The following is a 25,240-nucleotide window of genomic DNA, read 5'->3' on the forward strand; positions in this document are numbered from 1 at the left end:
GTCGGATATGGTCTTTCATCTAGGGACCCGTATTAACAATTTCGCTTATCTACGCAAGCGCGGCTGCAGCTGACCTCTATCCGGCCTACCGTGACCCTGCGCTTATGTTAGTGGCCTCAGCTTGGCTTTCCGTTCCGGTATCGACGGTCATCCATGAGCTTGGGCATCTGCTGATGGGGATCGCATTCGGCGTACCCGTTTCGGAGCTCAGACTTGGTGGTGGAAAGCAGCGCTTGGTCCTTCAGTTCGGCCCGAATTTCCGGCTCCTGCATGGTTGGTTACCATTCACCGGTCACGTCGAATTCAAATGGTTGCCGATATCCCGGCCACGGCGTGTCGCGGTGTACGCTGCAGGCGTGGGTGCAACGTTTCTGGCAGCGGCGGTAGTTTGCGTCTTTCCTCTCCAGGGACAGACGGCCTCACAAGCGGGGGTCCTGCTTGTTGTCGTTCTGTCAGGGCTCGAGAACCTCGCAACGCGCCATCCAGAGATTGGTCGTTGGTCAGATGGAGAGGCGATGCGGGGACTGCTGGCGTACAAAAAAGCTCCCTGAGCGCGATTGGGAACCCGCGCACAGTCAGCGAAGGCAATAACGGCGCGGCAATCCAGGGCGAACTGCATCGCTATGTCGCCATCCCCGATCCCGGTCGCTGCCATCGATCTGGATCAGTTCGCCCAGGCACGCCCGGCGCGCTCGCGGCTGATACACCTTCGGCGGTCGTTGCCGGCGCGGAATCCACAAGCCAGCGTCCGTCATCAGCTTCCTGACTGGTTTCCTTGGCCAGCCGAATGCCGTGGCATTCCAAGAGCTTCTCGCAGGCCGGCGTCGGCCCAAAATCGGCGTAGCGATCGGGGATGAACGACAGCGCCCGGTCGGCGGCTCCCGGGTCGAGGCGACGATTGCCAGGCTTCGCTCGGTGTCCAGACACCAAATCCGCCGGGCCATGCTCACGCAGCCGGGCGACCAGCCGGCGAGCCTGCCGCGTCGTCAACTCCAGCCGTGCTGCCGCACACCAAAGCGGACATTTCAATCTAGCTGCTACAACAAAAAATTCGCCAGATACAATTATGTAAAATGAATTCCTAACGAAATCAGCAGACAGTGGGCGCGTGTGGAAAGGAATGGTTCAGCCCCTGCTGTGAGCCGCCGGATTTCGGTGAGCTACCGAAGGTGACCCGCCGGCTCGAATTCATTGCGGAATCAAGAAGCGGTCTCGATTTCTGGCCTTGGCAATCCACGAAGGCGGCTTGCCTAGACCGCTCCAGGTGGCGCCGCTCTTCGGATCCTGATATTTCGGTACGGAGGGAGTACGCAAGTGCAGAGGCGCCGCGAATGAAGGCATCCCGTGCCATGGTGTCACACCAGAAGGCGTCTATCTACTTACGGTTACGCTCTTCGCCAGAAGAACAATCCAACCTCCATATACAGGCTCGATTTCAAGGAAGACTTTCTCGCCGCGCTTGATCGCAGCGATCTCGCGCTCAACTGCCGGTAGCCAGATGGCCTCATTCATTTGGTCACGGGGTACCCCTGACAGCAGAAGCGCTAGCGAGGTCCGATAGTCATTCGGATCACTCATTAAGTCCCATAGAAAAGCCCTGTCAACGATGCTCTTGTCGCGGAACTTTTCAGCGACAAAACGCTCCACTCCTTTCGCAACTAGGGTGAAACGCTGCTTGGCTTGTCCGCGGAAAGAAATGCTGACACCATTATCGTCCTCGGTCAGGACGATCCCAGTGACATGCGCTTCTACGAAATCAGAGAAATCGATCATTGGTGAACTCCTGTTTGTCATGGCCTGCGGGGCCATGGAGAATAAGGGCGCCCTGGCTCCTCGCGCTCTCCCCCCGGCCACTCATGCACATGGTCGACCTCATTGCCTTGATGCGGTTTGTCATAATCGCGCAGTGGCAAGCCATCCGGTCCGTATTCACGTCCTCGACGCGGCCCCTCAATCCAACCATTCTCGGGACCCTCATCGGGAGGATTTTTTGGCCTATTAAACGTCGGCCCATTAAACAGATCCATGAACCAGTTCGGAACACCTCCTGTATCAGGACTGCAACCCGGCGCAGGCATTGGCGGCAGAATGGGAATTGGAATTGCCTGCAACCCCGTCGGGTCGCTGAACTGCACCGGATCCCCACTGACATAAGCGTACAGGTTTCCTTCTGAGTCGCTTGTCTCGCCACTCGGATCGCGTGAGAGCCATCGCCCCGTCACGGGATCGTAGGCGCGGAACATTGTCAGGTACAGACCGCTATCCGCGTTCGCGAACATCCCCGCATATCCATAGTCGGTCAAGGGGGGATTCGATTGCAACGCGGCACCGTATGCGTCATAGTCGTAAGCCGGTGCGCTACCGCTCGTAAAGGCCCGTCGAACTGATCCGATTTGATCGACCCCGTAATAGGCGTATTGCGCCGGACTCCCCGGTTGGAATTCGCCCTCCGCGTAGTAGCCGCGTGTCACGGCGTTGCTGATGCCTCTTGCTTGACAAGGACGCAGACCACACCAGATGTAGGAAGTCGTTACCGTTCCGCCAGCGCCCGCGGGCGTACTGCTAATTGATGTTCTGCGTCCCAGCCCGTCATAGGTGAAACTGGTCGCCTTGCCAGACTGGCCAGGATACGCGATCGCGACCAGTCTGTTCTCGGCGTCCCAACTATACGTGCGCCCTCCATCCGATAGGAGATTTCCGTTGGCGTCGTACGTCAAAGGCTGGCTTGCTGCGGGCGGATTTGACAGCGTCGTGAGTTGGTTGAGCGTATTGTAGTTCGCTGTCTGCGTCGTCGCGCTTGACGGATAGGAAATCGTTGCGTCACTCGTTTGAGTGGTGCCCGTCGTCATGTCCTCGTCGTTTGACGTATATTGAAACGTTGTGTACTGGCCAGACGACAATCCGGTCGTATTGACACCGGAAAGACGCCGATCACCCGAATTCGGAAGATAACTCCATGTCGTTCCGAGCGAGGCACCCGCAAGCTGGCGTGACGCGATCTGACGGGTCTGTCCGAGGTAACCAAGTGTGAAAGAACCCAGATCACTTGCATGGGTCACCGGTCGACCAAGCGCGTCGTACTGGAAAGTTTCTGGCCCCGCACCTGCAACTGTTCGGTTGCTCAATCTACCGAGCGCGTCATAAGCATAGGAGATTGTCCCGCTCGCAAACGGCGTGCTCTCCTGCTGACGTTGGAGTGCGCCGTATGTTCCGACTGGCACGTAGCTATACTGGTTCGTGCCCGTACCATCACTCATCGACACGATGCGAGGCCAATACGCATCGTAGGAAAACGAAACGTTCGGCGTCGGATTTACCGCACCGGTGTATGTGATCGCCGTAACCGCATTGTCCTTCGCATAATTGAATTGCTTGGTCTGTCCGAGCGCGTCGGTAATTGACTTCACGCGACTCGTCGTATTCTCGTAGGTATAGGTGACCTTGCTTGTATCCGCGTAGGTTTTCGTCGTTAATCGGCCTTGCACGTCATAGTCCCAGCTTGTGACGTTACCCTTGGGATCCGTTCGGCTGACAAGCCGCCCGCTTGGATCATAGTTCAGAAGAGTCTGTTGACCGCCCGGATCGACTATCGAGGTCCGTCGACGATTCGCATCGTAGGTATAGCGCCAGACGCGACCAATTCGATCGGAATATGAAACAAGGTCCAGCTTGTCATATGTGAACCTCTTGTACGTCCCATCGGGGTAGGTGACCCGCGTAACACGATCGGCATTGTCGTAGCTATACGATACTTGCCAGCCTTCAGAGTCGGTAAAAGTCGCAACGCGATTGAACGTATCGTACGTATAGGATGCCGAGGTTACCCCGTTGGCATTCACAATCGATGTCAGATTTCCGTTCGGATCGTATTGATAACGCGTTGTCTGACCAAGCGGGTTAGTCTTCGCGGTCAACTGTCCCGCCGCGTTATACGCGCTAATCGTCGTCTGCCCCGCCGCATCTGTATGTACGATCGGGCGGTGCAGATAGTTGTAGGTGTACTGGTCAACGGTTGTCCGAGCACCAGCTGTCGTCTGCACCACTGCAGCTAGATCGATCTGGTTTGGAATGCTGAACCCAGTTACCCGGCCTACTGCATCACTCGATTGGATCTGGTTGAAGAAGCCGGAAGTGTCATATGACGCTTGCGTCAGCTGGGTTGAGCCGTCATCCAGGACGCGGCCAGTCGCTATGGGGCTACTGTAGATTCCCGCGGCGATACTCTGGGTCTGCCCTGGATAGGCGAACCAGATGCGATTCTCGAGCGGATATTTGATACTCTCGATCGTGGTCGACTTTGTTGCGGCCCCGCCCGACACGTGGGCAAAATGCGTATCCCGTGCCTTCGTGTAGTCGCAGCCGCCCGTCGGAGTACACCCCGCCGTGACGTATGCACTCTTGTCCCAATGGAAGCTGCTTCGATACGAAAGATACTGGTTGGTCAAGGTAATCGGCATACCCTGCGGCACGGTGGCAGCCGGATCGCTGTCCGGTATCGAGGCCGGCTCCACCCACTCCTCCCTCTCGTGATAGCCTAACGGATCCGTTACATCGACGAATCTCGGTGGCCCACTCGAGGTCGGCGCCGTATACGAAAAACTCGTCGTGCCGTAAGGCGTCGTCATTTTGTTAATCAGTGAGTTGGCGTCGTAGCCGAAACTCGAAGTTAATCCGATGACGTCTGTAATCGAGGTGAGCCGGCCAGAGTTGTCGTAACGCAGAATTGCACTGCGCCCGAACGGATCGGTAATTTGGGTGACAGCCAACGGCGACGAGGGCCGTCCATATGCGAACGTTGTTTGCCTACCCGTCGCATCCGTAATCGATGTCAATCGCAGACTACTGTCATAGTTGAGCGTGACCACATTCCCCTGCGGGTCAATCACTTGGCTCAGGAAGATTCTCCGCGGATACGCGGCGCTACCATTGGACTGCGAGTAAACTTCGACGCCGCCGTTCGCGAGCATGCGACGGTAGGTGATGGGCGATTGCGATGCCAGCAGCAGTATCGAGCCGTCATCACTCTGCTGAGTGAAGCGTCCAGTGCCAGCACTGTACCCGGTATAGTAGTACGCTCCTCCGCCGGGAAGGTAGCGTGACACGTTCCCGCCCGCATTTGTCGGGTCGTCAGTCACGTAGGTTAGCCAATTCAATGTCCACTTCTGACCAACGTTGAAGAATGTGAAATTGGCGGGCTGGCTGTCTTCGCGCTGGTTGTACGTCACCTTCACTTTCATCGACGGGCCGATTGGTGGCACGTAACCGACCGGGGTGTCCGACAGCGTAACGCCGACTGTCCCTTCCTTGATGTCATAGCCACACATCGGGCTATTGCAATTGTTCGGTCCGTTGTTGGCGGTCGGATCGTTGGCGTCACCCGGTTGGGTCGCGCTCGTGGGCCCCTTTCCCCAAATGGACTCGGCCTCACCCTTGGCGACAACTCGCCATCCCGGCTGCAGCGGCGTACTAGATGGAATTAGGAAATAACCGCTCGCTTCGGCATCAAGAGCCTTGTCTTTTGCCCATAGACCGTCACCAGGGAACACAGGATCCTGCACGTGATACCGGCCATTGGCGCGACCAAGGATCGCCCCATAATGTCCGACCTTCCAATGAACAATCGACGGCACCGGAACCGCTTGGCCTGGTTGGCGGTACACGACACGAGACGCAAACTTCGCGTTGCCGGCGAGCTGCTCGAGCTCCGCCAGATTCGTCCCGTTTGAGCCCGCTCGGTAGTATTGCAGCCGGTCTGCTTGCCGATTGTGCGAGTTACGCGAGAGGATCATCAGCCTCAGCGCGACCGGGCCGCAATTGAATAGGTGCCGCGGATCCTTGTTCACCAGAGCCAGTTGCTCATGTGCCTGTTGGATTCGCTCGGTCGCGGATCCCGCGATCGCACGGTCGCCCATGTCATCGAAGAGATTCGACAGGTTTTGCATTTGGCCCAGCGACGCATACAACGCGGCAAGCTCAGCACCCGCGCGATCGACAACCGCCTTGGCTTGCGGATCGTTCGCCCGCTTGCCGAGCGCCCATGCCTGCTGCCAGGCGTCGATCGCCTTCGATAAGAAGCCATCGTGCAGATAGGCAAAGCCCAAATTCGCGTAGATGGCCGGTGCCCAGCCGGAGTGTGGATAGTGCGCGAGAAACGTCGTCAAACTGCGGATGTCATCTGGCTCGCTGCGGGCCCGATACGTCGACAATGCGTTCGACAACGCACCATCTTCGGTCGGTGTTGTAGCGCCAGCGCGTACAAGCGGCTCGGCCAAGCCCGCGACGCGAATGGCATCGGAGCCGCCAGATTGGATTCCCCCTGGCAAAACTTGCTCCGGGTGCGATTGCCCGTGGCCCGCGAGCGGCAAGAGTGCAAAGACTGTGGCGAGGAGCGCGACGACGTATCGCATATTCGTTATTCTCATACCCAACCTCGGATGTCTTGTCCGGAAACGGCGGCTATGCAGCCGTTATCTGAAGGCAATGTCTTCCGTTTGGCAAACGGAGTAGCGAAGCAAGTAGGGTTAGGAGGGTGTCCAGGGTACGCAACCCCATACTCCGGTCCCCCACGTCATTGGGGGCACCCCATTGCCCGCAGTATTGGTTTGAGAGGTCCGATTCCCGTTGGCATCATAGCTATAGACGACGCAGATCCCATTGTCGTATAGCGCGGTCGTCACTCGTCCGAGCGGATCGTAGGTGTACTGCGTGGTGGCGCTCGCGGCTTCTACGGGCACGCTCCCGAACAGACCAAAGACAATCACCGTGAAATAGATTGCGAGTTGCCAATTTCTGGAGAACATGCGCCGCCTCCAATAGGATTGACCGGAGCATCATCACGGTCAATTTCCGACGGTTGGATGGTTATCAGTTCGGTGCTGTAAAGCTGAACGACTGAACGAGCATGATGGATTGCCCTTGTGCCCAGACGCCAAGCCCCACCATGTCCAGTCCCCCGCCAAGTGCGGTCAGGAACGTGCCAAGTGGCTCAGAACCTCCGGGCACGGGAACCCAATCGTATCCGTCCGAGCTGACATAAAACGTGAGTGTTGTTCCATCGTTCGACACGCGGAGCCAGGGTGTCCACGCTGCGGCCGACGCTGGAAAGCCGCTCAGCGTTTGGGACCAAGTGGTGTTATTCGTCCACCGTTGCGCGATGAGTTGGGCCGGCCAAGCTGTGCCGGAATTGTAGTAACCAAAAAATATCATCCGCCCGTTCGACGAATTACGCAGCCAAAAGCCTGCTTGGTTATTCGATGCCTGAAAAACGGGCACCTCGATGCGCATATAGACGTCCCATGGCGCGTCTGGTGCAGGCTGCTCGAGCGATTCAACATTGGATGTCGCATTGACTGGATTGAGGATGAGAGATGCCTTGCCGTCTGTCGCGACTGCTGAACCTTGGTTATTCCAGGTGAATTGAGCGATCTTCGGAAGCGTCCGTGCAGCCTCAACAGCGTTCCCGCCAGTGGCCGATATAACACCACCGCTCGATACAATGGTGTGTCCGTCGACTTTGGTGACACCGAACTGCGCCGAGGATGCCTTGTTGCAGGTTAGGGTCGTCGTCCCCGATGTGGAGCAATCGCCGGACAGGTCGCCGCTGGTGATGGACTTGGGGCCAGAAAATACCGCCAAATTCCCGCTCACGGGAGCACCTGAAGACGCCACGGCGGCATTCGCGCAACCCGCCACCGTATTGAAATTATCCATCACCTTAGACGCGTCAGCAGTCTGGCCGTTGACCAACTGGTTTGGCAGCGTACATTGTGCTTGTCCCACGGATGGGCCGGCACCCGCGATGAGAAAAATAAGAGAGCCGATAGTCGCGAAAAGACGTGATGTCATATTCGATTCCCCGTGCCGCACAACGTTAGTGGTGAGAGAGATTAATGCGATCCGCCGTGTGTGGGCGCGGCGAAATTTCACATCCGTCTCAGTTGTGTTTATGTCTAAACTGCGGGCGCCTGCCTCTCCGTTGCTGGCCAGTAACAAGCGGAGCAGGATTTGTGTTGATTATGATTCTAAGTGGGACCCTAGTCCAAGAAATAGTCTAGTCCAAAATTGGAGAAATTCCCATGTTGTGCCTGGGCGGACAGGAAGGCCAGAATTTTCCAGATATTGCCGGGGCGGACATTTGGTAGATAGCGTCAAGCAGCTTGGCCGGTTTACCGACAACCATCTTGGCCGGTCGACCGGGTGATTGTCGGTGGTTATTCGGCCATGTTTGTCGCTCCTTCCTGATGATTGTCGCTGGATGATTGTCGGCGCCGGCTGGTCTGTTTGTCGCTGGCCGTGCGGCGGCGGTAGCTTTCGACGTTCATCTCGAAGATCGTCGAGTGATGGACGAGCCGGTCGATTGCGGCGACGGTCATGCCGGGATCCGGAAACACGTCGTTCCAGCCCGAGAACGGCTGGTTGGCCGTAATCAGAAGGCTGCGGCGCTCGTATCTTTCGGCGATCAGTTCGAACAGCACGCTGGTTTCGGCCTGATCCTTGCGGGCGTACGACAGGTCGTCCAGGATGATCAGGTCGAAGCGATCGAGTTTGGCGAGCGCTGACGGCAATTGCAGGCTCTGACGCGCAGCCTGCAGTTTCTGCACGAACTCACTGGTCCGCGTGGCCAGCACGCGGTAACCGGCGTCGATCAGCGCGTGTCCGATGGCTGCCGCAAGGTGACTCTTGCCGACCCCGGGCGGGCCGAACAGGAGCACGGTGGCGCCCTTCTCGAGCCACGAATCGCCGGTAGCCAGTGCCATCACGTGGGCTTTGGAGACCATCGGCACCATGCCGAAGTCGAAGGTGGCCAGTGTCTTGGTCGGATCCAGATGGGACTCGGTGCGGTGTCGTTCGATGCGCCGCTTGGCGCGCTCGGCGAGTTCGTGCTCAAGCAGTGCACCGAGCAGTCGTGTGGCCTGCCAGCCTTCCTTGTCGGAGCGTTGGGCAAACTCGGGCCACAGGCGAGCGATGGTCGGCAGGCGCAATTCATTGAGCATCAGGGCCAGACGGCCGGCATCGTAAGCGGGCGTATTCATGCTGCCACCTGCTTGCCCAGCAGCGCGTCATAGCAGCTTGCAGGCGGAATCTCGACATTGACCACCGGGCAGTCGACCTGGCGCGGCGCAAATTCCTCGCGCAACGCCTTGAGATCCGGCAACCTGCCGTCCACCAGCAATGCGTTGAGGCGTGCGGCCAGCACGGCTTCGACGCCATCGAGTGCGGCAAGCTCAAGCAGACCGACCATCGTCTTGCACGCGTCGCGCTGCGTCAGCCGTGCCTCAAGCTGTTCCCACGTCCGGCGATAGGCCTCACGCGGAAACAGCTCGTCGCGAAACGCGAGTCCCTTGAAGGCCTGCGGCTTGCGCTTGAGGCCCTCGATGAAGTGCCGGTAATCGAGGGCGCGGCGGTTGTCGCCGGCACGCGAGCCGCGTGGGGTGCTGTGCACCAGCGCGCCGGACAGATAGCAGTCGAGCCGGTCGCCGTAGACCCGCACCTTCAGGCGGTGGCCGATCAGTCGCGACGGCGCGCTGTAGAGGATGCCGCGCACGGTGAAGGTGCTGCAGCGTGTGACACGTGCTTCCTCCTCAACGAAGTCGGTCGTGCGCCGCAGCGGTAGATCGATGAGCTGCTCGCGCTCCAGGCGGAACGCCGCCGCGTTGCGCCGGTTGCGGCGCATGACGATCTCGCGCAGAAACTCGTCGTAAGCCGCGCGATCGGCGAAGTCCCGGTGCCCGCGCAACATCAACGCCTGATCGACGGCCTCCTTCAGATAGCGATGCGACGACTCCACGCTGCCGTTCTCGTGGCCCTGACCGCGATTGTTGCGCGTGCCGACCATGCCGTAATGCTCGAGCAGCGCGGCGTAGCGCACCGTGAAGTCCTCTTCATCCTGCAGATTCTTGAACGCCGCCGACAGACTGTCGGTGCGGTGTTCACGCGGGCAACCGCCGGCTTGCCAAAGCGCGTTCTGCAGGCCCGTGGACAGCGCTTCGAAACTCTCGCCGCCTTCGACGACATTGGCGTATTCCCAGTGCGAGAAGGCCAGCACGAAGTGGTACAGCCGATGAGCGAATGGCGCGCTGGCGATGGTCACGCGCAGTTCAGCCATGTCGGTGAAGTCCGACAGGCCACGCACGCCGGGCTCATGCTGCTGCGGGAAGAAGACTTCCTTCGGCGGGCCGGACATTGCCCGCCAGTGCCTGACGCGCCGCTCGAGCGTGCGGCGTGTGCTGTCGGGATACTGATCGGGATGATCGTCCTGCAGCTTGCGCAGGATCGTGATCGCCTGCAGTTGCGGTGCGTTCATGAGCATCGGAACGACTTCGGTGTCCCAGACGTCGGCGAACGGATCGGGGCGCGAGCGCCAGTAGCGACGTGGCTTCTGGGACGGCAGCGAGGCTTCTCGTTCTATGCGCCGGGCACTGCGCACGCTGATGCCGGCCTTGGCGGCGGCGATCTCCTGAGAGTGTTGTTTGCGTTTGGACATGTAGAGGCGAACCTGTTGGTCGGTAATGCGGGTTCCGGACATGCGGCTGATCGCTTCTTCTTGATTTGATCAGCCATCGTAGAACCCGGCCGACTCGGCGCCGCCGGGGGGGAGAAGTCTCCGGCGGCTACGCCGCCTCCGACTTCTCCCCACCGGCCAAAACCTCTGTCGCTATACCGGCCAAAATGATTGTCGCCGCGCACATTTGGTTTGCTTCCGACGCGATTACGGAAAAATTGTAGCGAACTCGGGAGAATGGTTTGCCAAATCTGAGTTTGGTTGCTACCTGTACCTTGCGCGATAGATCGGCCGTGCTGGGGGCCGGAAATCTCCATGTCCGACCGGGATTAATTCTGGTCCGGGGTCAGCGGTACCTCGCAACGCTGGCACGATCTCACACACCACAGGAACTGAAATGCGGGACGCGGTCGGCGCCGAGCGGACTGCACGACCAGCTCGACATCTCGTGTTATCCGTCGTCTTGCCCAACTCGAGCGCTGCATTGATGCCGCGTTCGGTTGCCAGCGGGACCTCGACACACAATTCGTGTGGGGGTTTCGTTGATGAAGCCCCAAAGCACAATCAGCTGGAGTAGAACAGCCAGCCCCATGCACCGAGCCGCGACCCATGCGCAGGGCCTGGAATGCCGCGTGATACTGCAATACGCGTTCTCCTGCTTTCTGTCGGGGCATTGGCAGCGACAAGGTCTGGGCGACCTTCACACGTCGGGGCAGTCCGAGCCAGCGCGCGAGAATATTGAGCGTGCGCTCGTGAGGTCAATTGCGATCGGCTATCTCTCCATCGCGGATATAATTCGTGAGCCGAAGTTTCGTGACTACCGCTGACTTCGGAACGATTAACCTACCGAAACATTTCGAAAAAGGATCCTACACTCTCATGCCTACATATCTCGAGCTCAAAGCGCAGGCAGAAGCGCTGGCACAACAAGCAGAAGAAGCTCGACTTGCCGAGCTGGACGCCATCATTTCCTCCATGCGCGAACAGATTGCAGAATACGGGATCACGCCGGAACAACTTTTCGGTCGACGTCGCGCCGTTGCACCGAGCCCTCGCGCGCCGATTGCGCCGAAGTATCGCGATCCGAAGACAGGTGCAACCTGGAGCGGCCGTGGCAAGGCTCCCCAGTGGATTGCGAACGCGAAGAACCGCGATCGCTTTTTGATCGAACAGTAAGCCGATCGGCAGTTGGGCACAATGTCGTCATCTTTACCAGATGGGACATACTGGGCGACATGTCGGGAGCGGACGGTATTTGCGGCCTCGGCAAACGGTCACGGCGACGTATTTCCGCACGCAGAGATGATCGTGAAAGATGGATGGGCTACGTTCACCCGTGACGGCGTCGAAGTGTGGAACTGCAGCGCGCGCTACGCCGCTGCGCACTTCGACGTTCAGTCCGCTTAGGAAGACCTGCCGATGAGCCAGTTTGTTCAGATTGCGCCGGGTGTCGTGTTCTCCGCCGATGTACTCGGGGCCGACTGGGCGCGTAAGTATCAGCAGATCACCGAAATTGAAGTGCCAAACGGGCATGCGCAATCCGCAACTCGGCGGAACCGGCCCGCCAAGGAAACCGGTCAGACGATCGACGAAAGCACTTCGAGCCAGATGTCGTTGTTGTAGACGACGACCGGCCCTCCAGCCTATGCCCGTCCGCCTCGCACAGAGAAGATCAAGCGGCGCATGTTCATTGTTCGGCCAGCCGCTCGAGCTCGTCGAATTCACCAAAGAAGTCCTGCTGCCCTGGCAGTGCCGCCGGCGACCGACGTGCTGCTCGCGGCCGCGGATGCCCCGCTCTCTTCAACGTGCGCGCAATCGCATGAAGCTGCGCCCAAATCTGATCTGCTTCGGCGCTCGACAAAGTGTCGGCCGCCACTTCGAGCGCACCAACGAGCCTCTCGAGCTGTTCGGGTGCGCCGGCCAGCACGGGGCGCACTTGATCGCGCGCCTTGCTTTCCCGATATGCTTCAAGCCATCGCTCGAGCAGCTTGCGCTCGTCGCGGGACAGAGTGTCAAGCAGCCCAGTCGGGACAGGTTCATCGACACGAAACGTACCGATGACGCATTCGCGCGCCCGCGCCCTGATGGAAGGCCGCTTCGGCGGCACGGCACGAAGCAACTTGATGAGGCGCCCTTGTTCTCGAATGAGCATCGTTCGTCTCTGATTCCATACGATCACACCAGAGCATAACAAAACAGGACGTCATGAGCGATTGAGCAACGGCCCATATCCTATCGCGTCATTGCCCGCCAAAGACGTCCTCACTGAGCTGAAACGCGCCGGCGCGCCGCACATCTGGTTGAATAGCTCACCTCCCGACCGCTTCATGTCGCCGCTTGCGGCGAGTCGTTTCGGTTGTCGTGATACTGATGAAATAACACCGAGCACACCAGTGGCCACGTCGAATCGTATTCGGTGTGGCGAGCCATCGATGTCCTCGGGCACATTCCCATTCAAGTCTGGTCGCGCTATTCACATAGGTCGCTGAGACACACTTCCCACCACGCTCAAGCGCAATGCTTTTCATCAGCTCGAGCCCAAGCCTGGACCCGTCGCGGCTGCACACTGGGCACCAATGCCCCCGAACAACAGCCCCAGGAGCGGCCTCCCAGCGATGCCCGTGTCGCACTCCCATTTCAGGCGCGTCGCCGCGTTTCGGTATGTTTCGGACAAGCACCGCCCGCCGAGTTCCCTCGCCCACAGGCGCATGCGCTCGATCCCAAAGCGCATTGCCTCCCGCTGACACTCCGGGCACCAAGCGCCACGAAAGATCCTCGCGCCTTGCGTCTCCCACTCGTGGTCTGCACCACATCGGAACCTATAGTAGGCCTTGCTGCCCTCGTAGACCTTCGAGAGACAGACTCCACCATGGCTCCTCGCGCGTTCACGTAACCTTGCCAGGCCGTCCTTGTGACGATATGCGTGTACCTTCTCTCGGTCCGCGCAAATGCGGCACCAGGCGCCCCGCACGATCCCACTACCTGAAGTCTCCCATTCATGGCCTGCAGCACACCGGAAACGATAGCGCGCTGTCAGTTTCGTGTAGCCGGTCGACAAACACTTGCCGCCTCTCGCGTTTGCAGCCCCTCGCATGCGTGTCATCCCGTCCGGATCGGCCATGCGTTTCGAATGTTGCGCCCTCGCGCAGAGCGCGCACCAAGAGCCCTTTCGCAGATTCTCGGCGGTCTTCTCGAAAACGTGCCCTGCCTTACATACAAACTGGAGTGGTGTGCCGCGGCCCGCATACTGCTCCGAAAGACAGCGCCCGCCGGCCTGCCGCGCGAGTTGGTGGATCTGACGAAGTACCCCGTCAACGCGACATGCCGGGCACTGGACCATCGTGTAGAACAGATAGGAGCCGCATCGGCTGGATTCGTGTCCCTTGCGACATCGAAATCGATATTGCGCGTGCCAACCTTTCCATTCTGATTCCAGCAACTTCAGTCCGTATGGACGAAGTGCCTCTCGCATTCGCTTCAACTGATCGAGTGACAACGTTGCTGCTCCGCTAAATTCCTTTCGTTGGCGTACCCGCGCATAGAGGCCTAGAAGTCCACCACCCCGATGTATGATTCTCACACGTTACTCTCGTGAAATCGAGGACACCCGGGCCATTCTCTGACCAGTCACCGGGAGTTGCGAAATCCTACTTCTCAGATTGCGAAATGACCCCTCCGAAATCGAACCCTTTTAATTCATTTTGCTCTACAAGCTCCCTAAAACGCTCGGATACAAATACTGAAGCAGGACTTTCTTTTAGGCGAAATATATCAACCCCTTCAATGCGACTCTTCAGAAGGAATATTTTATTAAAAACCGTCGCCTGAGGGTAGACTTTGAATTTTGATGCGTCCATATCGACGGCATTCTCGATCACCCGGGTTACATGAAATCCGAGCATGTCTTTTATCGGGGCCTCGACCTGCAATATCTCCCCGCTGCCACGAAGTACCGGCGCCAATACATCAAGCGCCCTCTCACTAAACAGGAGAAACGGAGATAGCATCGTATGAACGTCGCTGGTCTTTTTTCTGCGCGAAGTACCCCACGTAAGCTTAACGGGGTCATAGTCTTGGCCAAACCCTCGCCCACATAGAGCGGTTGCTCGTATAGCTACGCTCTTGTCATATGCGATTTCACCGTCATCATCGACTTGAACGAGAGGCTGAAATGCTTCATCCTGCCTCAAACCGTAAACGTTACTCACGCACCGCCCCACATCCAAATTCCATAAATACCGAGAATCCATCAGCTATTATGGCGCGGTGCAACTCCTCGTGCATCCCGGCCTCACACGGCTCAAGAAAAAATGTCGGCGTGTTACTCTCAGCACCCACGACATCCAGACCGATACTATTTACCTTTCTGCACGGAACCAAAGGGTGCGCCATTCCGTCCGGCTTGACAACGCCCAATCAGAAAAACGGGGCGAACGACGTTGTTAGAGAACTGAACGCTGCCATTTGTCGTTAAAATTAAGAAACTCTTTTTTCTTCACCATCCATTTACCCGCCTTTTCCTTCATCGTGAATCGGGATATCGTCAACATTCCCAATGTCTGGCGAATGGCGAAAACTACCTCTCCATTCACGGATTCGATGCTATCTTCAACGTCGGTTTCAGGATCGTATGTCGGTGGCTCCGAACAACCCAAGTCAATTAAACGACCTTGGTTTGTTTTTTCTTGGAACGCCCATTTCTCTAAAATAGCAGAAAGATCTTTCCGTGCACGGTCATCAATACCAGAAACATCGCCACCACTTTTCAGAGCACTATGCTTTTTCTCGTAAAAATCCTTTTCCCATTGATTCATTTCCAACATGAATGATCGCAATGCCGTTCGCGCTTGCTCAAAATCGTCATTCATCGCCTTCAACCCTTAATCATTGAAAATACCGCCCTAGTGCGAGACCTCAGCGACGATGACATCCATATTTTAGCCAGGCCAGTCGTCGACCGCGACAAACTGCATCTGTTTTGTTCCGGCGACGATCATATCCAGAAATGCCGAGAATCCATCGGCTATATTGTAGAGGTTGCCACATTCTGACACCTCTGCAATATCCGGCTTCGCTGTGTCATTCGCATGCAGATGCGTTCTATCCCAATACAGGACCTTTTCAACGCTATCGAGTCGCGCCAGCGCGTAGTAATTACCCCCCGGGTCATCTCCAATCACAAAGAAATCGTTTAGAAAATCGACCTCACCTCTGACACGCTCGTTTTGCTCTATTAAATCAAAATTCTCGTTACTCGTTCCGACTCCAAAAAGCGAAGCAAAGGAAATCATTCCATTATCGACACCAAGAAAATCAAAATCGAGATAGTCGGCGCCGCCAATGAATATGCCATTCCACTTCTTCAAAAAATCCTTGTAATCCGTCGGAAGAACGAATCCGAGTTCCGCCTCCAATTTACCGAGGAGCGGCTGTGCAGGTTTTGCTCCATACAGAACTGGCACCTTACCTCCTTAACACGACGATTGATTCTTCAAATTAGAGACGCCACCCCTATGGGTGAATTCACTGTGAATATCCTTCGGAATTTCCTGCATCGTTACCATGTTCTCGTGGTGGTGCCAAGTATTTTTCGTGTAGTCGGCGGGGCTTCCTGCCTTTGCATCCGCCAATCCAAAGTCCCCTGCTGGCGCCCTACTGTGATTTCCTTTCAGCCCCTCAACGTCTACAGATCTGACCTCATACGGCTTGAAATCAGGATAACCATTTGGATAACGGACAACCGTACCTTTTGCGTTGGTATATACCCACGTCCCCGACTCCACCTCAACGTGAACGGTACCACCTTTTTCAAGCCATTTCGTCACATCCGGAGAGTTCAACGGCTTCTCCCCAAACCAGCCCCACGGATCGATCCATCCTGTAGGATTGGGGGCATACGCATACAAATTGTCGCCACCCAGCAGCCCGATCGGATCGTGGTTAATGAACCGGCCTACATCAGGGTCGTAGAACCTGAAAGTATTATAGTGAAGGCCCGTGCTTTCATCGGCATATTGTCCGGCATAGCGGAGCGGCTGATCCGTGCGTGCCGAAGTCAGTTCTCCACTGTTCGGCTTGACCTTGCCCCACGCCGTATATTGCCCCGCCCACGCTAGCTCTCCAGCTTCGTCTGTAACTTCCAATGGGGCGCCCACCAGATCCGTATGGAAGTGGTATATCCGCGACGCCAGCTTCGCCGTGTCGATCGCTGCCGCCGCCAGTGCGTTCGCGATAACCGCATCAACGCGTGCCGCTGGAGAGTACGACGCATCTGGACTGTATATGTAACTGCTCACGCCAGTCTCGCGCACCTCTTGGGCGAGCCGTAGCCCCTCCCATACGAACCGCTTCGTCTCGCTGCGCAGTTTTACGCCACGCAGGTCGTAACTGGTATCCGTCTTCGCAATCCGCCTCCCGATCGGGTCGTATTCGAACCGAGATTCGACCGTGCCACGCGCGTCGTGCGTTCGGACTGCGATCAGTCGGTTCTGCCCGTCGTAGGTGAACCGCTGCGTCTGGTTCGCTCCGCGCAGCTTCGTCGTGAGATTGCCAAACGGATCGTACTCGAAACGGAGATCTTGCCACATGAGCAGGCGATTGCCTTCGACGTACCCCCGGCTACTGCGCTGCGCATCGTCAAGCAGGTTGCCGGCACCGTCCCACGCGAATTCTTCAACTTGCCGATCCATCGTGTTCACCCGCCGGGTCAGCTGCCCGGCAGGATCGTAGTTGTACTGCGTACTGCCACGGAGGCCGTCGCTCATCTCGATGAGCTCGCCAGCGGCGTCGTAGCCGTAATTCCGCCACAAGTGCCCGCGCCCACGACCCAGCGCTTCGGGTTGGAATCCTGCCGACTGCCAGACTTTCCGACCAAGCGGATCGTATGCGGAACGCTGAGTCAACCGCCCCTGTGTGCGCATCACTTCACGATGCAAATCGTCACGCTCGAAGTCACTCACCACCTGATCGCCACAACGGATCTGGTGAACGTGGCCTGAACCATACCGCAGGATCTGCAAGCTCTGGTCGTGCGGCAGCGCTAGCTTTGTCACGTTGTCGAGCGCATCGAGCACATATTCCACTGTGCCGTTCACGCCGTGCTCGGCCATAAGGCGACCCGCTTTGTCGTATTCGAAACTCACGACGTCCGGAGTGATGCCAAGCGCAATACCGGCTGGAGTTGGCGTACGCTCAACTTTCACAGTCCGGTCGCCCTTGTCGCGCTCAAAGCGGGTTACCTCGGTCGGCGTATGCTGAACCTTCAGATTGCCCATCCGGTCGCGCTCAAAGCGAATAGTGCGAATCGGGCGATTCGCATTAGCGCCATTGACCGGGGCCCCTACGATATCAAGTGTGAGCAATTCGCCAGCGTCCCCATACCCGAACCGCCGTTCCACGCCGTCCGGTCGCGTCTCGGTCAAGAGCCGACCGCCGGCACTGTACGTGAACGCATAGCATGCGCGGTCCTGCAGTAGCTCTCGAAGCCGCCCGTCGGCATCGTACCGATAACGGGTCCGGCGCCCTGCTGGATCGCTTATCTCGACGACCTGGCCACGCGCATTGCGCAGCGACTGTCGGACCCTTCCGCCGAGGCCAACGTGCCGAACCATAAGCCCGGCTGCATCGTATTCGAAGGCCTCCGAACTTCCGTCGGGATATGTGATGCGGCGCGGCTCGCCGGTCGGACGCACATCGTACGTGATGCGCTGACCAAGCGCGTTCTCACGCATAACCGGCAGACCGAACGGATCAAAAGTGGTTCGCGTCGCTTTGCCGGAACAGTCAGTGCGCGCGACGAGCTCGCCGAGGCTATTCCACTCCAGAGTCTTACGTCCCCCCAGTGCATCAATGTGCACGAGCGGGAGCGAGGTCAGCCCTTTCGGATACTCGTAACGGTTTTCGCGGCCAAGCGGATCCTGACTCACCAGCAGCCGACCCTGCGGATCGTATTCTGCACGCCAGGCACCACCGTCAGGCCCGACAATCTCCACAGGCCGCCTGCTGTTGCCGTCATAGCGAGTGCGTGTCGTGCGGCCAAGCGGATCAGTCTCGGCGACGATCCGGCCCGCGTCGTCGTACTCGAACTCGGCCGTGCGCTCACCCGGCAGCATCAGCATCACCGGCATGCCGGCGTCGTTGTACTTGATCCGGTAGAGTCCCCCGTCGAAGTCGGTGTACTCGACAATCTGAAACTGTGCGTCGAAGCGCCAGTGCGCGGTGCGACCATCGGCGTGCCGGACGCGCGTCTGCCGGCCATCGACGTCGTATTCGAACGACCAGTCCTCGCCCTCGCTGGTGCGCGTTGCGACGACCCGCGGCTGTCCTTCGATCGTCGACCACACATAACTGGACGTGAAACCCAGTGCGTTCACGTGGCTCGCCATCAGGCCGTTGGTATATGCGAACTGGCGTACAACCGCTCCATTTGCATCCGTCACCGACGCCAACTGGCCGTTCTCATCGTATCCGTAAGCGACGGCCAGGCGGCGCTCATTGCCATGAACGAGCGTGACCGCGCTAAGCCGTCCGTGTTCCTGCTCGTAATCGAGCACGGCATTCAATCCGCCGCACGTCAGAATCTCGGTGACGCGGCCGCGGCTATCGCGCTCGAACTGGCACCACTGTCCCGCCTGATCCTCGATGCGGCGCACCCAAGCAATGCGGCCGGAGTCCGGCTCATATCGGCCGAAGTCGTAATACGTCTCGCCAATGTCATGCAGGATGTAGCGGCCGTCGGGCGTACAGGTCAGATACCGTTGCTCGGCCTCGCTGAATGCGGCTTGCCCGGCACGCAGCAACGGAAATCCGCTCTCGCGCCCTTGCGCGTCGGTGTACCAAAGGCGTCCGTCGCGAGCGTGCAAACGAAGCTCCCACGGGGCGACCCAGCCGCGCCCGAGCGTCCCCGCATAGTCAATGCTGCTCGAATAGAACCGCTTGATCGCAACCGGCATCGGGCTCGGGATCACGAAGTCTGTTTCCGATTCGGCCAACAGGATCTTTCTTCCGGTCGTGACGTCGACTGGGTTGCCGAACATCCCGCCGAGCGCCTTGTTGATCGCGGGCCCGGCGACGTACCGTCCGAACGCCTCACCGAGCACGTACCCGCCGATGAACTTCGCAGCGCAAGGAAGGACCGCGCGCGACAGCCCGCCAGCCTGCTTCAACAACCCACCTAAGCCGCCGACCAGCCCCGCCAGCACGAACGCCCATTCCGTCGCCGTTCGCAGCCACGGCGGCACTTCGTCGTCGACCGGCAGGTAAGTCTGCGTGCCGCCGTGAAAGAACGTATCGTGCGAACCGCCGGAGATTGTCGCGCCGCACTTGATCTTGTCGTCCTTCCGCGCCGCTGGCCGCCCGTTGATGAAGATGTTCGTCGATCCTTGCGCGACAAGCGGAATGGGATTGTGCTTGCTGCATGCCACGCCGCTCAGCGTCGCATAGGCCGCCGAAAGGGAATTGACGTAGACGTCCGGCGAACCTGTGATGATGTTGCCGGATTGCGAGCTGAACATCTTCCCGATCGACTCCCCTATTGATAGGAGAGCCTGCGCTCCGATACCGGCCATCATGCCGGCCAGCAAGGCCACGCCGAATCCGCATGTGAATGTGGCGAAGGCGACTGCGGCGATTAGGGCAATGCCCAGCACGGCGCCGACCAGAAAGCCCGCGAGCGCGCTGGTGTGATCGATCGGGTCAGTGACTCGTGCGGCTTCGTACACGATGATGGTCCTTTGCTGTTGTTATGCCGACTCTTGTTCTGCCGGACGATAGCCGTCGAGCCAGTCGCGCCACAATGCGTCGAGCGTTTCGCCGAAGCTCTTCGCGCTCGAAGCGGTAAAGATCAGCACGCGTCCTGGGGCAACAATGAATGCGCCTTGCCGTTGAAAAACGGTCTTGGGGCCGTTCCGATAGGCAGCGTCGATGCGCTCCCCCGGCATTCCATCGGTTTCAGGTCCAAGCCGTTCAGCCTGGCGCGAAAGCACCCGGTGTCCCTGCAACCTCGATTTGAGCAGCGCGATCTGCCGATCGATATACGGCGCAAGGGTCTCTCCGTCCTTGAGCCAGTCGCGTGCGACACTGAGGTTCGGTTGCGCAGCCGTATCGGCCGGCACGAAGAGGTTGGTCGTGCGATCCTCGAAACCGTCCGGCAGAACGATGCTGCCTTCGTGAATCCGAATACGGTTTTCGGAATCCGTCATGCTAGTTCTCTCGTGATGTGTAGTTGTTGGAATGGGTTGAAATCAACGCGCACACGCGCCGACGCTCATTTTCCCTGCAACGCGACGATGCTTTCCCGGTGCAAGCGCAAACTGCCCGCGAGCAATACGATATGCGCGACGAGCCACACGTAAAACGCGACGCCGTAGCCGGATATCGGCGTCGCGTCTGCTTCGTTGAAGTACCACTTTGTCGTGAACAATGAACAGAGCGCACACGCGAGCCCAGCGGCCGAAAGCTGACTCGCGCGGGTATATCGGTTCCGGGCGAGCTGGACAGCCGCAACGACGTAGAGCGGATTGGCGAGCCATGCCGGATTGAGCATGAACAGTCCCCACCAGCCCTGAGCGAGAACCGACAGCCCGCTAAGCGACGCTTCTTTCTCGAAATGCATCGCCGGCATCGTCAGCGAGAGCACGTACAGCGCCCCGGATACGCCGAGGACCACCTCTCGCCTGACACGCGGCGTCGAATCAAGAACGTTCGTCATTTCCCGAATCCATTGCACGACACTTCAACGGTCGCGCATGCGTTCAATCCGTCTGGCCGGCAGGTGTCACGACCTTCTCGCCGCGTGCGCGCATCGCTGAGCGTTGCGCCTTCGGATCGAGTGGCGGCCAGGGCGCGCCGGCCGTAACGATCTTGCGACGAATCTCTTCGATACGCGTACGCGCCGGCGAGTCCGCAGACGTATGGTTCTTCAACTCGTTCTGCAGCACCCATCCGTACGACACGCCGAGCTGGCTGGCAATCTTCGGATCCGCGCCGTGCGCGAGCAGGTAATCGACGACATCCCACTGCTGAATCATCGTCGCCTCGAAGAGTGCCGTCTTTCCGAGCGAATCACGAGCATTCACGTTCGCCTTGTGCTCAACCAGCAGCTTCAGCTGGGGCAGCAGCCGGTTCTCTGCAACTGCAAAAATCATCGGCGTGTCGCCGTTGTATTGCCAGTTGGGATCGAGCCCGCTGTTCAACAACACGCGCAGGAGGTTGGGCGTATCGGCCCGCAATGCGACGTCGACTACCGATCCGCCGCTGGCACCGACCGGCGCCTTGGGGTCCGCGCCGTTCTTCACGAGCACCGAAATGATCTGGAAGCGCGGATTAGACGCGTCGTTCTTGACCGGAACGATTTCCTGAACTGCATACGACAGCAGCGTCGTATTCTTCGCGCCCGGCGCATTCAGATCGGTCTTGTGCGCGAGCTGCTGAACGCGGGTGAGATCGCCGTCATGAATGGCCTGAGCCAACGTGAGTTGCTGCCCCGAAAAGAAATCTTCCGGTGCGTAACGCTTGAAGCCAGTCATGTTCGTCCCTTGGGCTTGAGTGGGCCACCACAGCGGCGAGGACACTCCAACGAGTGCGGCAATCGCGCCGGCGGTTATCGCTTTCTTGTATCGCATCAGTGAGATGAATTCAGTTGGGAGACCAGGTCGAGCTGATCCTTCGCGACCTGCTGGTTGATCCCGTTCGTCACGTCACCCATCAGGTGACGGCCGACCGTGGTCACGCTTTCGCCGTCGAGCGTGACGGGGCTGCCAACCGCCTTGGGCATCAGTGCCGCCGTACCGTCGCTGATCGGCCCGAGTCGGCCTTCCTGCAGACCGGTCAGGATATCGCCGTCGACGCGATAGGCCGTGATGTTGGCCGGCTGGGCTGTTCCGCCGTATTGCGCGACCGTCTCCGGATTGAGGCCTGCAGCATTGAAGGTCACAGCCGAACCGCCGCTGGCCTCGGCTGCAGCGGACGCCAGGCCACCGCCGAGCGAATGCCCGGTGAAATCGACGCCGGCCGACGCGCCCGTGGTCTCGATGTTCTTGCCGATCGTGACCGCATTGCGGTAGTACGGCGCATCGGCGCCGAGCCCTTGCGCCATGTTGTTGCTCATGTCTTCGCCGAAGAGCTGCTGGGTACCCTTGAACGCGATCGTCGGCTTCATGCTGTCGCCGAAGACATTCGGATCCGGGATATACATCTGCGACCCGAAGTTGCTACCGCTTTTCTCGAAATCGCTCGGCTTGAGGCCGAACGCCTTCAATGCTTCCGGATCGTTGGTCGCCATCTTCCACCCGGTCGGCGGCGGATCGTTCGGGTGATACACGTGATCCGCGAGTTTCGCCAGTTGCTGCGCCTTCAGCGAGCTCGCCAGCTTGGCCGCCGCCGCGCGCGTCGCCGGGTCGGGGCTCGCCAGCCCCTTCGCGATCGTCGCCTGCTCTGCCGCCCACTCGAGCGCGAGCGCCTGTTCCGCGGATTGCGCACTGCCGCGATTCAGATGGATGACAGGCCCGTCGAGATAGATGCCGTTCGCGTTGATGACGATCGTTGACGGACCGAAGGTCAGCTTGATGCTGTCCGGCGTCATTGTCACGACGCCATCGCCGACACGATGCTCGATGCCGTCGCTCGCCTGATGGCTTTGCATGCCGGGCCCGGCCTTGCTCGCGATGGCCTTCGTATTGATCACGTTCGCCGTGGTGTCGCGCGTCAACGCGATGGTTTCCTTCAATCCGCCCTGCGCGATCTGCTTCGTCTCGCTGCCCTTGAGCAGCGACACCGTGCGACCGCCGGCTTCGACCGTGTGCGTTTCCGAATCCTTGATGACCGTGTTCATATCCTTCTGCGCGTGCAGAAAGACTTCTTGTGCGCCGTTCACGTCGGAGAATCGCAATTCGTTTGAGCCCGCGCCCTTGTGGGTCTGGCTCTTGATCCCCATCGTCTGTCCGGCAGCACCGTGATAAGGGTTGCCCTGCTGGCCGTTGTAGACGCGGCCCACAATGACCGGATTGTCGGGATCCCCTTGATTAAACGCGACCAAGACCTCCTGATTGATCCGCGGGATGGCGGCCGCCCCCCACCCGTCACCCGCCCACGGTTGGGACACGCGGATCCACATCGAATCCGAGCCGTCCAACTTGCCGCGGCGATCCCACAGGAAGTGCACCTTCACGGCACTGCCGTTCGTGTGAATTTCTTCGCCCTTTGGGCCGACCACGATTGCCGACTGCGTGCCATGAATGACGGGCTTCGGCGTATTTCTGGGTGAACGATACGGAAACTTCTTCGGGAGCAGAGAAAATGTATTGCGGTACGGCAGCTTTGCGTTGTGTTCCGTGTAATCGTTCACGGCCTCGTGACGAACATGCAGGATGGCGTATTCCTGATTGTTGGCCATGACTGGATGGTTCATCACCGTCACGCTGCCTGCAGTGGTCATCCGCCACGCATAGCCGCTGCCCGTATACCGATGCGCGCTTGCTTCTTCTGCTTGCATCGCAATGCGAGCGTAACGGTCGCCATCATCGCCGTGATCGAACAACGACTGGTGTTCGAAACGCTCCGTTGTCTCGAGCCCCGCATGCCGCAGATTCTCCGGCTCGGCCTGCACCAGCATCAGCGGCGACGATGGGTTCTGGTGATTGAAGTCGCGAAAGGCGATCTTGCCGACGCCGAAGCGCCGACCTTCATGCAACTGGTCGATGCCGTTGTCTTCACTCGCCGCAGTGGCGGCATACGGCAAATTGGCCAGCCCGTCGATCGGACGGAAAACGAAATTCGTATCGCCAACGACAAGGAAGTGCTTTTCCTTTTCGTAGCGGTGCGTCCAGATCAGGCCTTCCTGCTCCATCAGCCGCGCGCAGAAGTTGTAATACGACTCCTGATACATCACGATATATTCGAGCGGCTTCTGCGCAGTCCGGATGTCGAATTCGAAATCGGTGAACCCGTGATCCTGGAAAATCTCGGTGAGGATATCCTGCGCGGTCTTGTTCTGGAAAATCCGGCAGTCGGTCGAGCGCGTCAGAAACCAGAACCACGGCGCCACCGTCATTTGATATTGCGTCACCTTGCCCGGATTGCCCGCCCGATCGAACGACGTGACGTAGCCGTCGAAGTAACGGATGCTGTCGGTGGCGCCTGACGACACGATGCGCTCAAGCGTGGACTGCCGTGCGCTCTGGTCGAATCGGATCTTGATCGGTTGCCCGATCAGTTGGTCGGGCACCAGATCATGCTGGTGTGACAGCAAATCCAGGTGGATCTCCGGCAACCGATTGACGTGTTCGTCGATAACCGCGGTGCTGACCAGCAGCACGTCCGGACCGAGCGGCGAATCGATGGTCACGTATCGATTTAGCTGAGTCAGTCGAGCAACGCCGCCGGCCGCATTGTTGAGCGCGTCCGCAATCGCGGCCGGCGTCTTGTTCATCAGCGAGAAACCGGTCTGCGCGAGCTGGACGGCGCGTTGCACGGTGTCGATATGACTTGCGACGCCGGCGAGCGGGCCAATCTGGCCTGCTACCGTGGACGCAACCGGCCCGGCAAGGCCGCCGAGCGCGCTCAGAGAGCCGAACAGATTCCCGCCGGAACCAGCCGGAATACCGCCATTCGGGGCGAAACTCATTTGAATTCCCTTTATTTTCGTCTCAGGTTCTGTCCCCAATTGGCTCACCAACTTGAGGCCCCGCTACTGTAGGACAAAACGTTTGCCAGCGAAAGATACCTGAAATTCCTTTGCAATTT

At 58.8% G+C, this 25,240-nt stretch carries 18 protein-coding genes and 2 pseudogenes; 3 read left to right on the top strand and 17 right to left on the bottom strand.

Annotated features, from left to right (window positions below; all coding sequences use genetic code 11):
• Positions 1-104: 104 nt before the first annotated feature.
• The gene (locus tag JYG37_RS35200) at positions 105-551 is read left to right on the top strand and encodes a site-2 protease family protein (protein WP_221624147.1); all 447 of its coding nucleotides are present in this window, start codon (positions 105-107) and stop codon (positions 549-551) included.
• A gap of 93 nt (positions 552-644) precedes the next feature.
• Here JYG37_RS35200 and JYG37_RS34955 read toward each other — a convergent pair.
• From JYG37_RS34955 to istA, 7 genes and pseudogenes are all read right to left on the bottom strand, one after another.
• Positions 645-1,068 (bottom strand): annotated as a pseudogene (locus JYG37_RS34955) (ISNCY family transposase); the annotation flags it as partial.
• A gap of 120 nt (positions 1,069-1,188) precedes the next feature.
• Positions 1,189-1,311 (bottom strand): annotated as a pseudogene (locus JYG37_RS33675) (H-NS family nucleoid-associated regulatory protein); the annotation flags it as partial.
• 60 nt (positions 1,312-1,371) lie between these two features.
• Entirely contained in the window at positions 1,372-1,773 is a 402-nt protein-coding gene (locus JYG37_RS33680; protein WP_050016129.1) for a hypothetical protein, read from the bottom strand.
• A 17-nt stretch (positions 1,774-1,790) separates the two neighbouring features.
• Positions 1,791-6,407, bottom strand: coding sequence for an RHS repeat-associated core domain-containing protein (locus JYG37_RS33685; protein ID WP_160300524.1), 4,617 nt, complete (start codon positions 6,405-6,407; stop codon positions 1,791-1,793).
• A 457-nt stretch (positions 6,408-6,864) separates the two neighbouring features.
• Positions 6,865-7,845 carry a hypothetical protein gene (locus JYG37_RS33690; protein ID WP_124631880.1) on the bottom strand — a complete coding sequence of 327 codons (981 nt, stop codon included), beginning with the start codon at positions 7,843-7,845 and terminating at the stop codon, positions 6,865-6,867.
• A 365-nt stretch (positions 7,846-8,210) separates the two neighbouring features.
• Positions 8,211-9,032 carry an IS21-like element helper ATPase IstB gene (gene istB, locus JYG37_RS33695; RefSeq protein ID WP_213345850.1) on the bottom strand — a complete coding sequence of 274 codons (822 nt, stop codon included), beginning with the start codon at positions 9,030-9,032 and terminating at the stop codon, positions 8,211-8,213.
• On the bottom strand, positions 9,029-10,525 hold the full coding sequence (istA, locus tag JYG37_RS33700; protein WP_124618155.1) for an IS21 family transposase: 1,497 nt from the start codon (positions 10,523-10,525) through the stop codon (positions 9,029-9,031). Before istA ends, istB begins: the two co-directional genes overlap by 4 nt.
• 855 nt (positions 10,526-11,380) lie before the next feature.
• On the opposite strand from istA, the gene JYG37_RS33705 reads away from it, so the two are divergent.
• The gene (locus tag JYG37_RS33705) at positions 11,381-11,677 is read left to right on the top strand and encodes an H-NS histone family protein (RefSeq protein WP_060733711.1); all 297 of its coding nucleotides are present in this window, start codon (positions 11,381-11,383) and stop codon (positions 11,675-11,677) included.
• Positions 11,678-11,920: 243 nt separating this feature from the next.
• Positions 11,921-12,124 carry a hypothetical protein gene (locus tag JYG37_RS33710; RefSeq protein WP_050016135.1) on the top strand — a complete coding sequence of 68 codons (204 nt, stop codon included), beginning with the start codon at positions 11,921-11,923 and terminating at the stop codon, positions 12,122-12,124.
• A 64-nt stretch (positions 12,125-12,188) separates the two neighbouring features.
• On the opposite strand, the gene JYG37_RS33715 is transcribed toward JYG37_RS33710, so the two are convergent.
• From JYG37_RS33715 to JYG37_RS33755, 10 genes are all read right to left on the bottom strand, one after another.
• A complete protein-coding gene (locus tag JYG37_RS33715) occupies positions 12,189-12,653 on the bottom strand; it encodes a hypothetical protein (protein ID WP_050016137.1) in 465 nt (154 codons plus the stop codon).
• A gap of 1,495 nt (positions 12,654-14,148) precedes the next feature.
• Positions 14,149-14,709, bottom strand: a complete 561-nt coding sequence (locus tag JYG37_RS33720) for an imm11 family protein (protein ID WP_235356264.1) — start codon at positions 14,707-14,709, stop codon at positions 14,149-14,151.
• Positions 14,702-14,893: a hypothetical protein gene (locus JYG37_RS35205; protein WP_493381705.1), complete on the bottom strand. Its 192-nt coding sequence runs from the start codon at positions 14,891-14,893 to the stop codon at positions 14,702-14,704. Before JYG37_RS35205 ends, JYG37_RS33720 begins: the two co-directional genes overlap by 8 nt.
• A 50-nt stretch (positions 14,894-14,943) precedes the next feature.
• Positions 14,944-15,369 carry an NTF2 fold immunity protein gene (locus JYG37_RS33725; protein ID WP_080334341.1) on the bottom strand — a complete coding sequence of 142 codons (426 nt, stop codon included), beginning with the start codon at positions 15,367-15,369 and terminating at the stop codon, positions 14,944-14,946.
• 69 nt (positions 15,370-15,438) lie between these two features.
• Positions 15,439-15,963, bottom strand: a complete 525-nt coding sequence (locus tag JYG37_RS33730; RefSeq protein ID WP_080334338.1) for an SMI1/KNR4 family protein — start codon at positions 15,961-15,963, stop codon at positions 15,439-15,441.
• A 9-nt stretch (positions 15,964-15,972) separates the two neighbouring features.
• Entirely contained in the window at positions 15,973-20,220 is a 4,248-nt protein-coding gene (locus JYG37_RS33735; protein ID WP_089490215.1) for an RHS repeat-associated core domain-containing protein, read from the bottom strand.
• A gap of 21 nt (positions 20,221-20,241) precedes the next feature.
• A complete protein-coding gene (locus JYG37_RS33740) occupies positions 20,242-20,700 on the bottom strand; it encodes a DUF1795 domain-containing protein (RefSeq protein WP_050016142.1) in 459 nt (152 codons plus the stop codon).
• A gap of 65 nt (positions 20,701-20,765) precedes the next feature.
• Entirely contained in the window at positions 20,766-21,209 is a 444-nt protein-coding gene (locus tag JYG37_RS33745; RefSeq protein ID WP_050016144.1) for a hypothetical protein, read from the bottom strand.
• Between the two features lie 43 nt (positions 21,210-21,252).
• Positions 21,253-22,122, bottom strand: coding sequence for an ankyrin repeat domain-containing protein (locus tag JYG37_RS33750; RefSeq protein ID WP_050016146.1), 870 nt, complete (start codon positions 22,120-22,122; stop codon positions 21,253-21,255).
• Complete coding sequence (locus JYG37_RS33755) at positions 22,122-25,121, bottom strand: type VI secretion system Vgr family protein (RefSeq protein WP_050016148.1); 3,000 nt, start codon at positions 25,119-25,121, stop codon at positions 22,122-22,124. Before JYG37_RS33755 ends, JYG37_RS33750 begins: the two co-directional genes overlap by 1 nt.
• Positions 25,122-25,240: the final 119 nt, after the last annotated feature.

Origin of the sequence: Burkholderia sp. LAS2 (assembly GCF_018417615.1) — a bacterium.
Lineage (GTDB): Bacteria > Pseudomonadota > Gammaproteobacteria > Burkholderiales > Burkholderiaceae > Burkholderia > Burkholderia sola.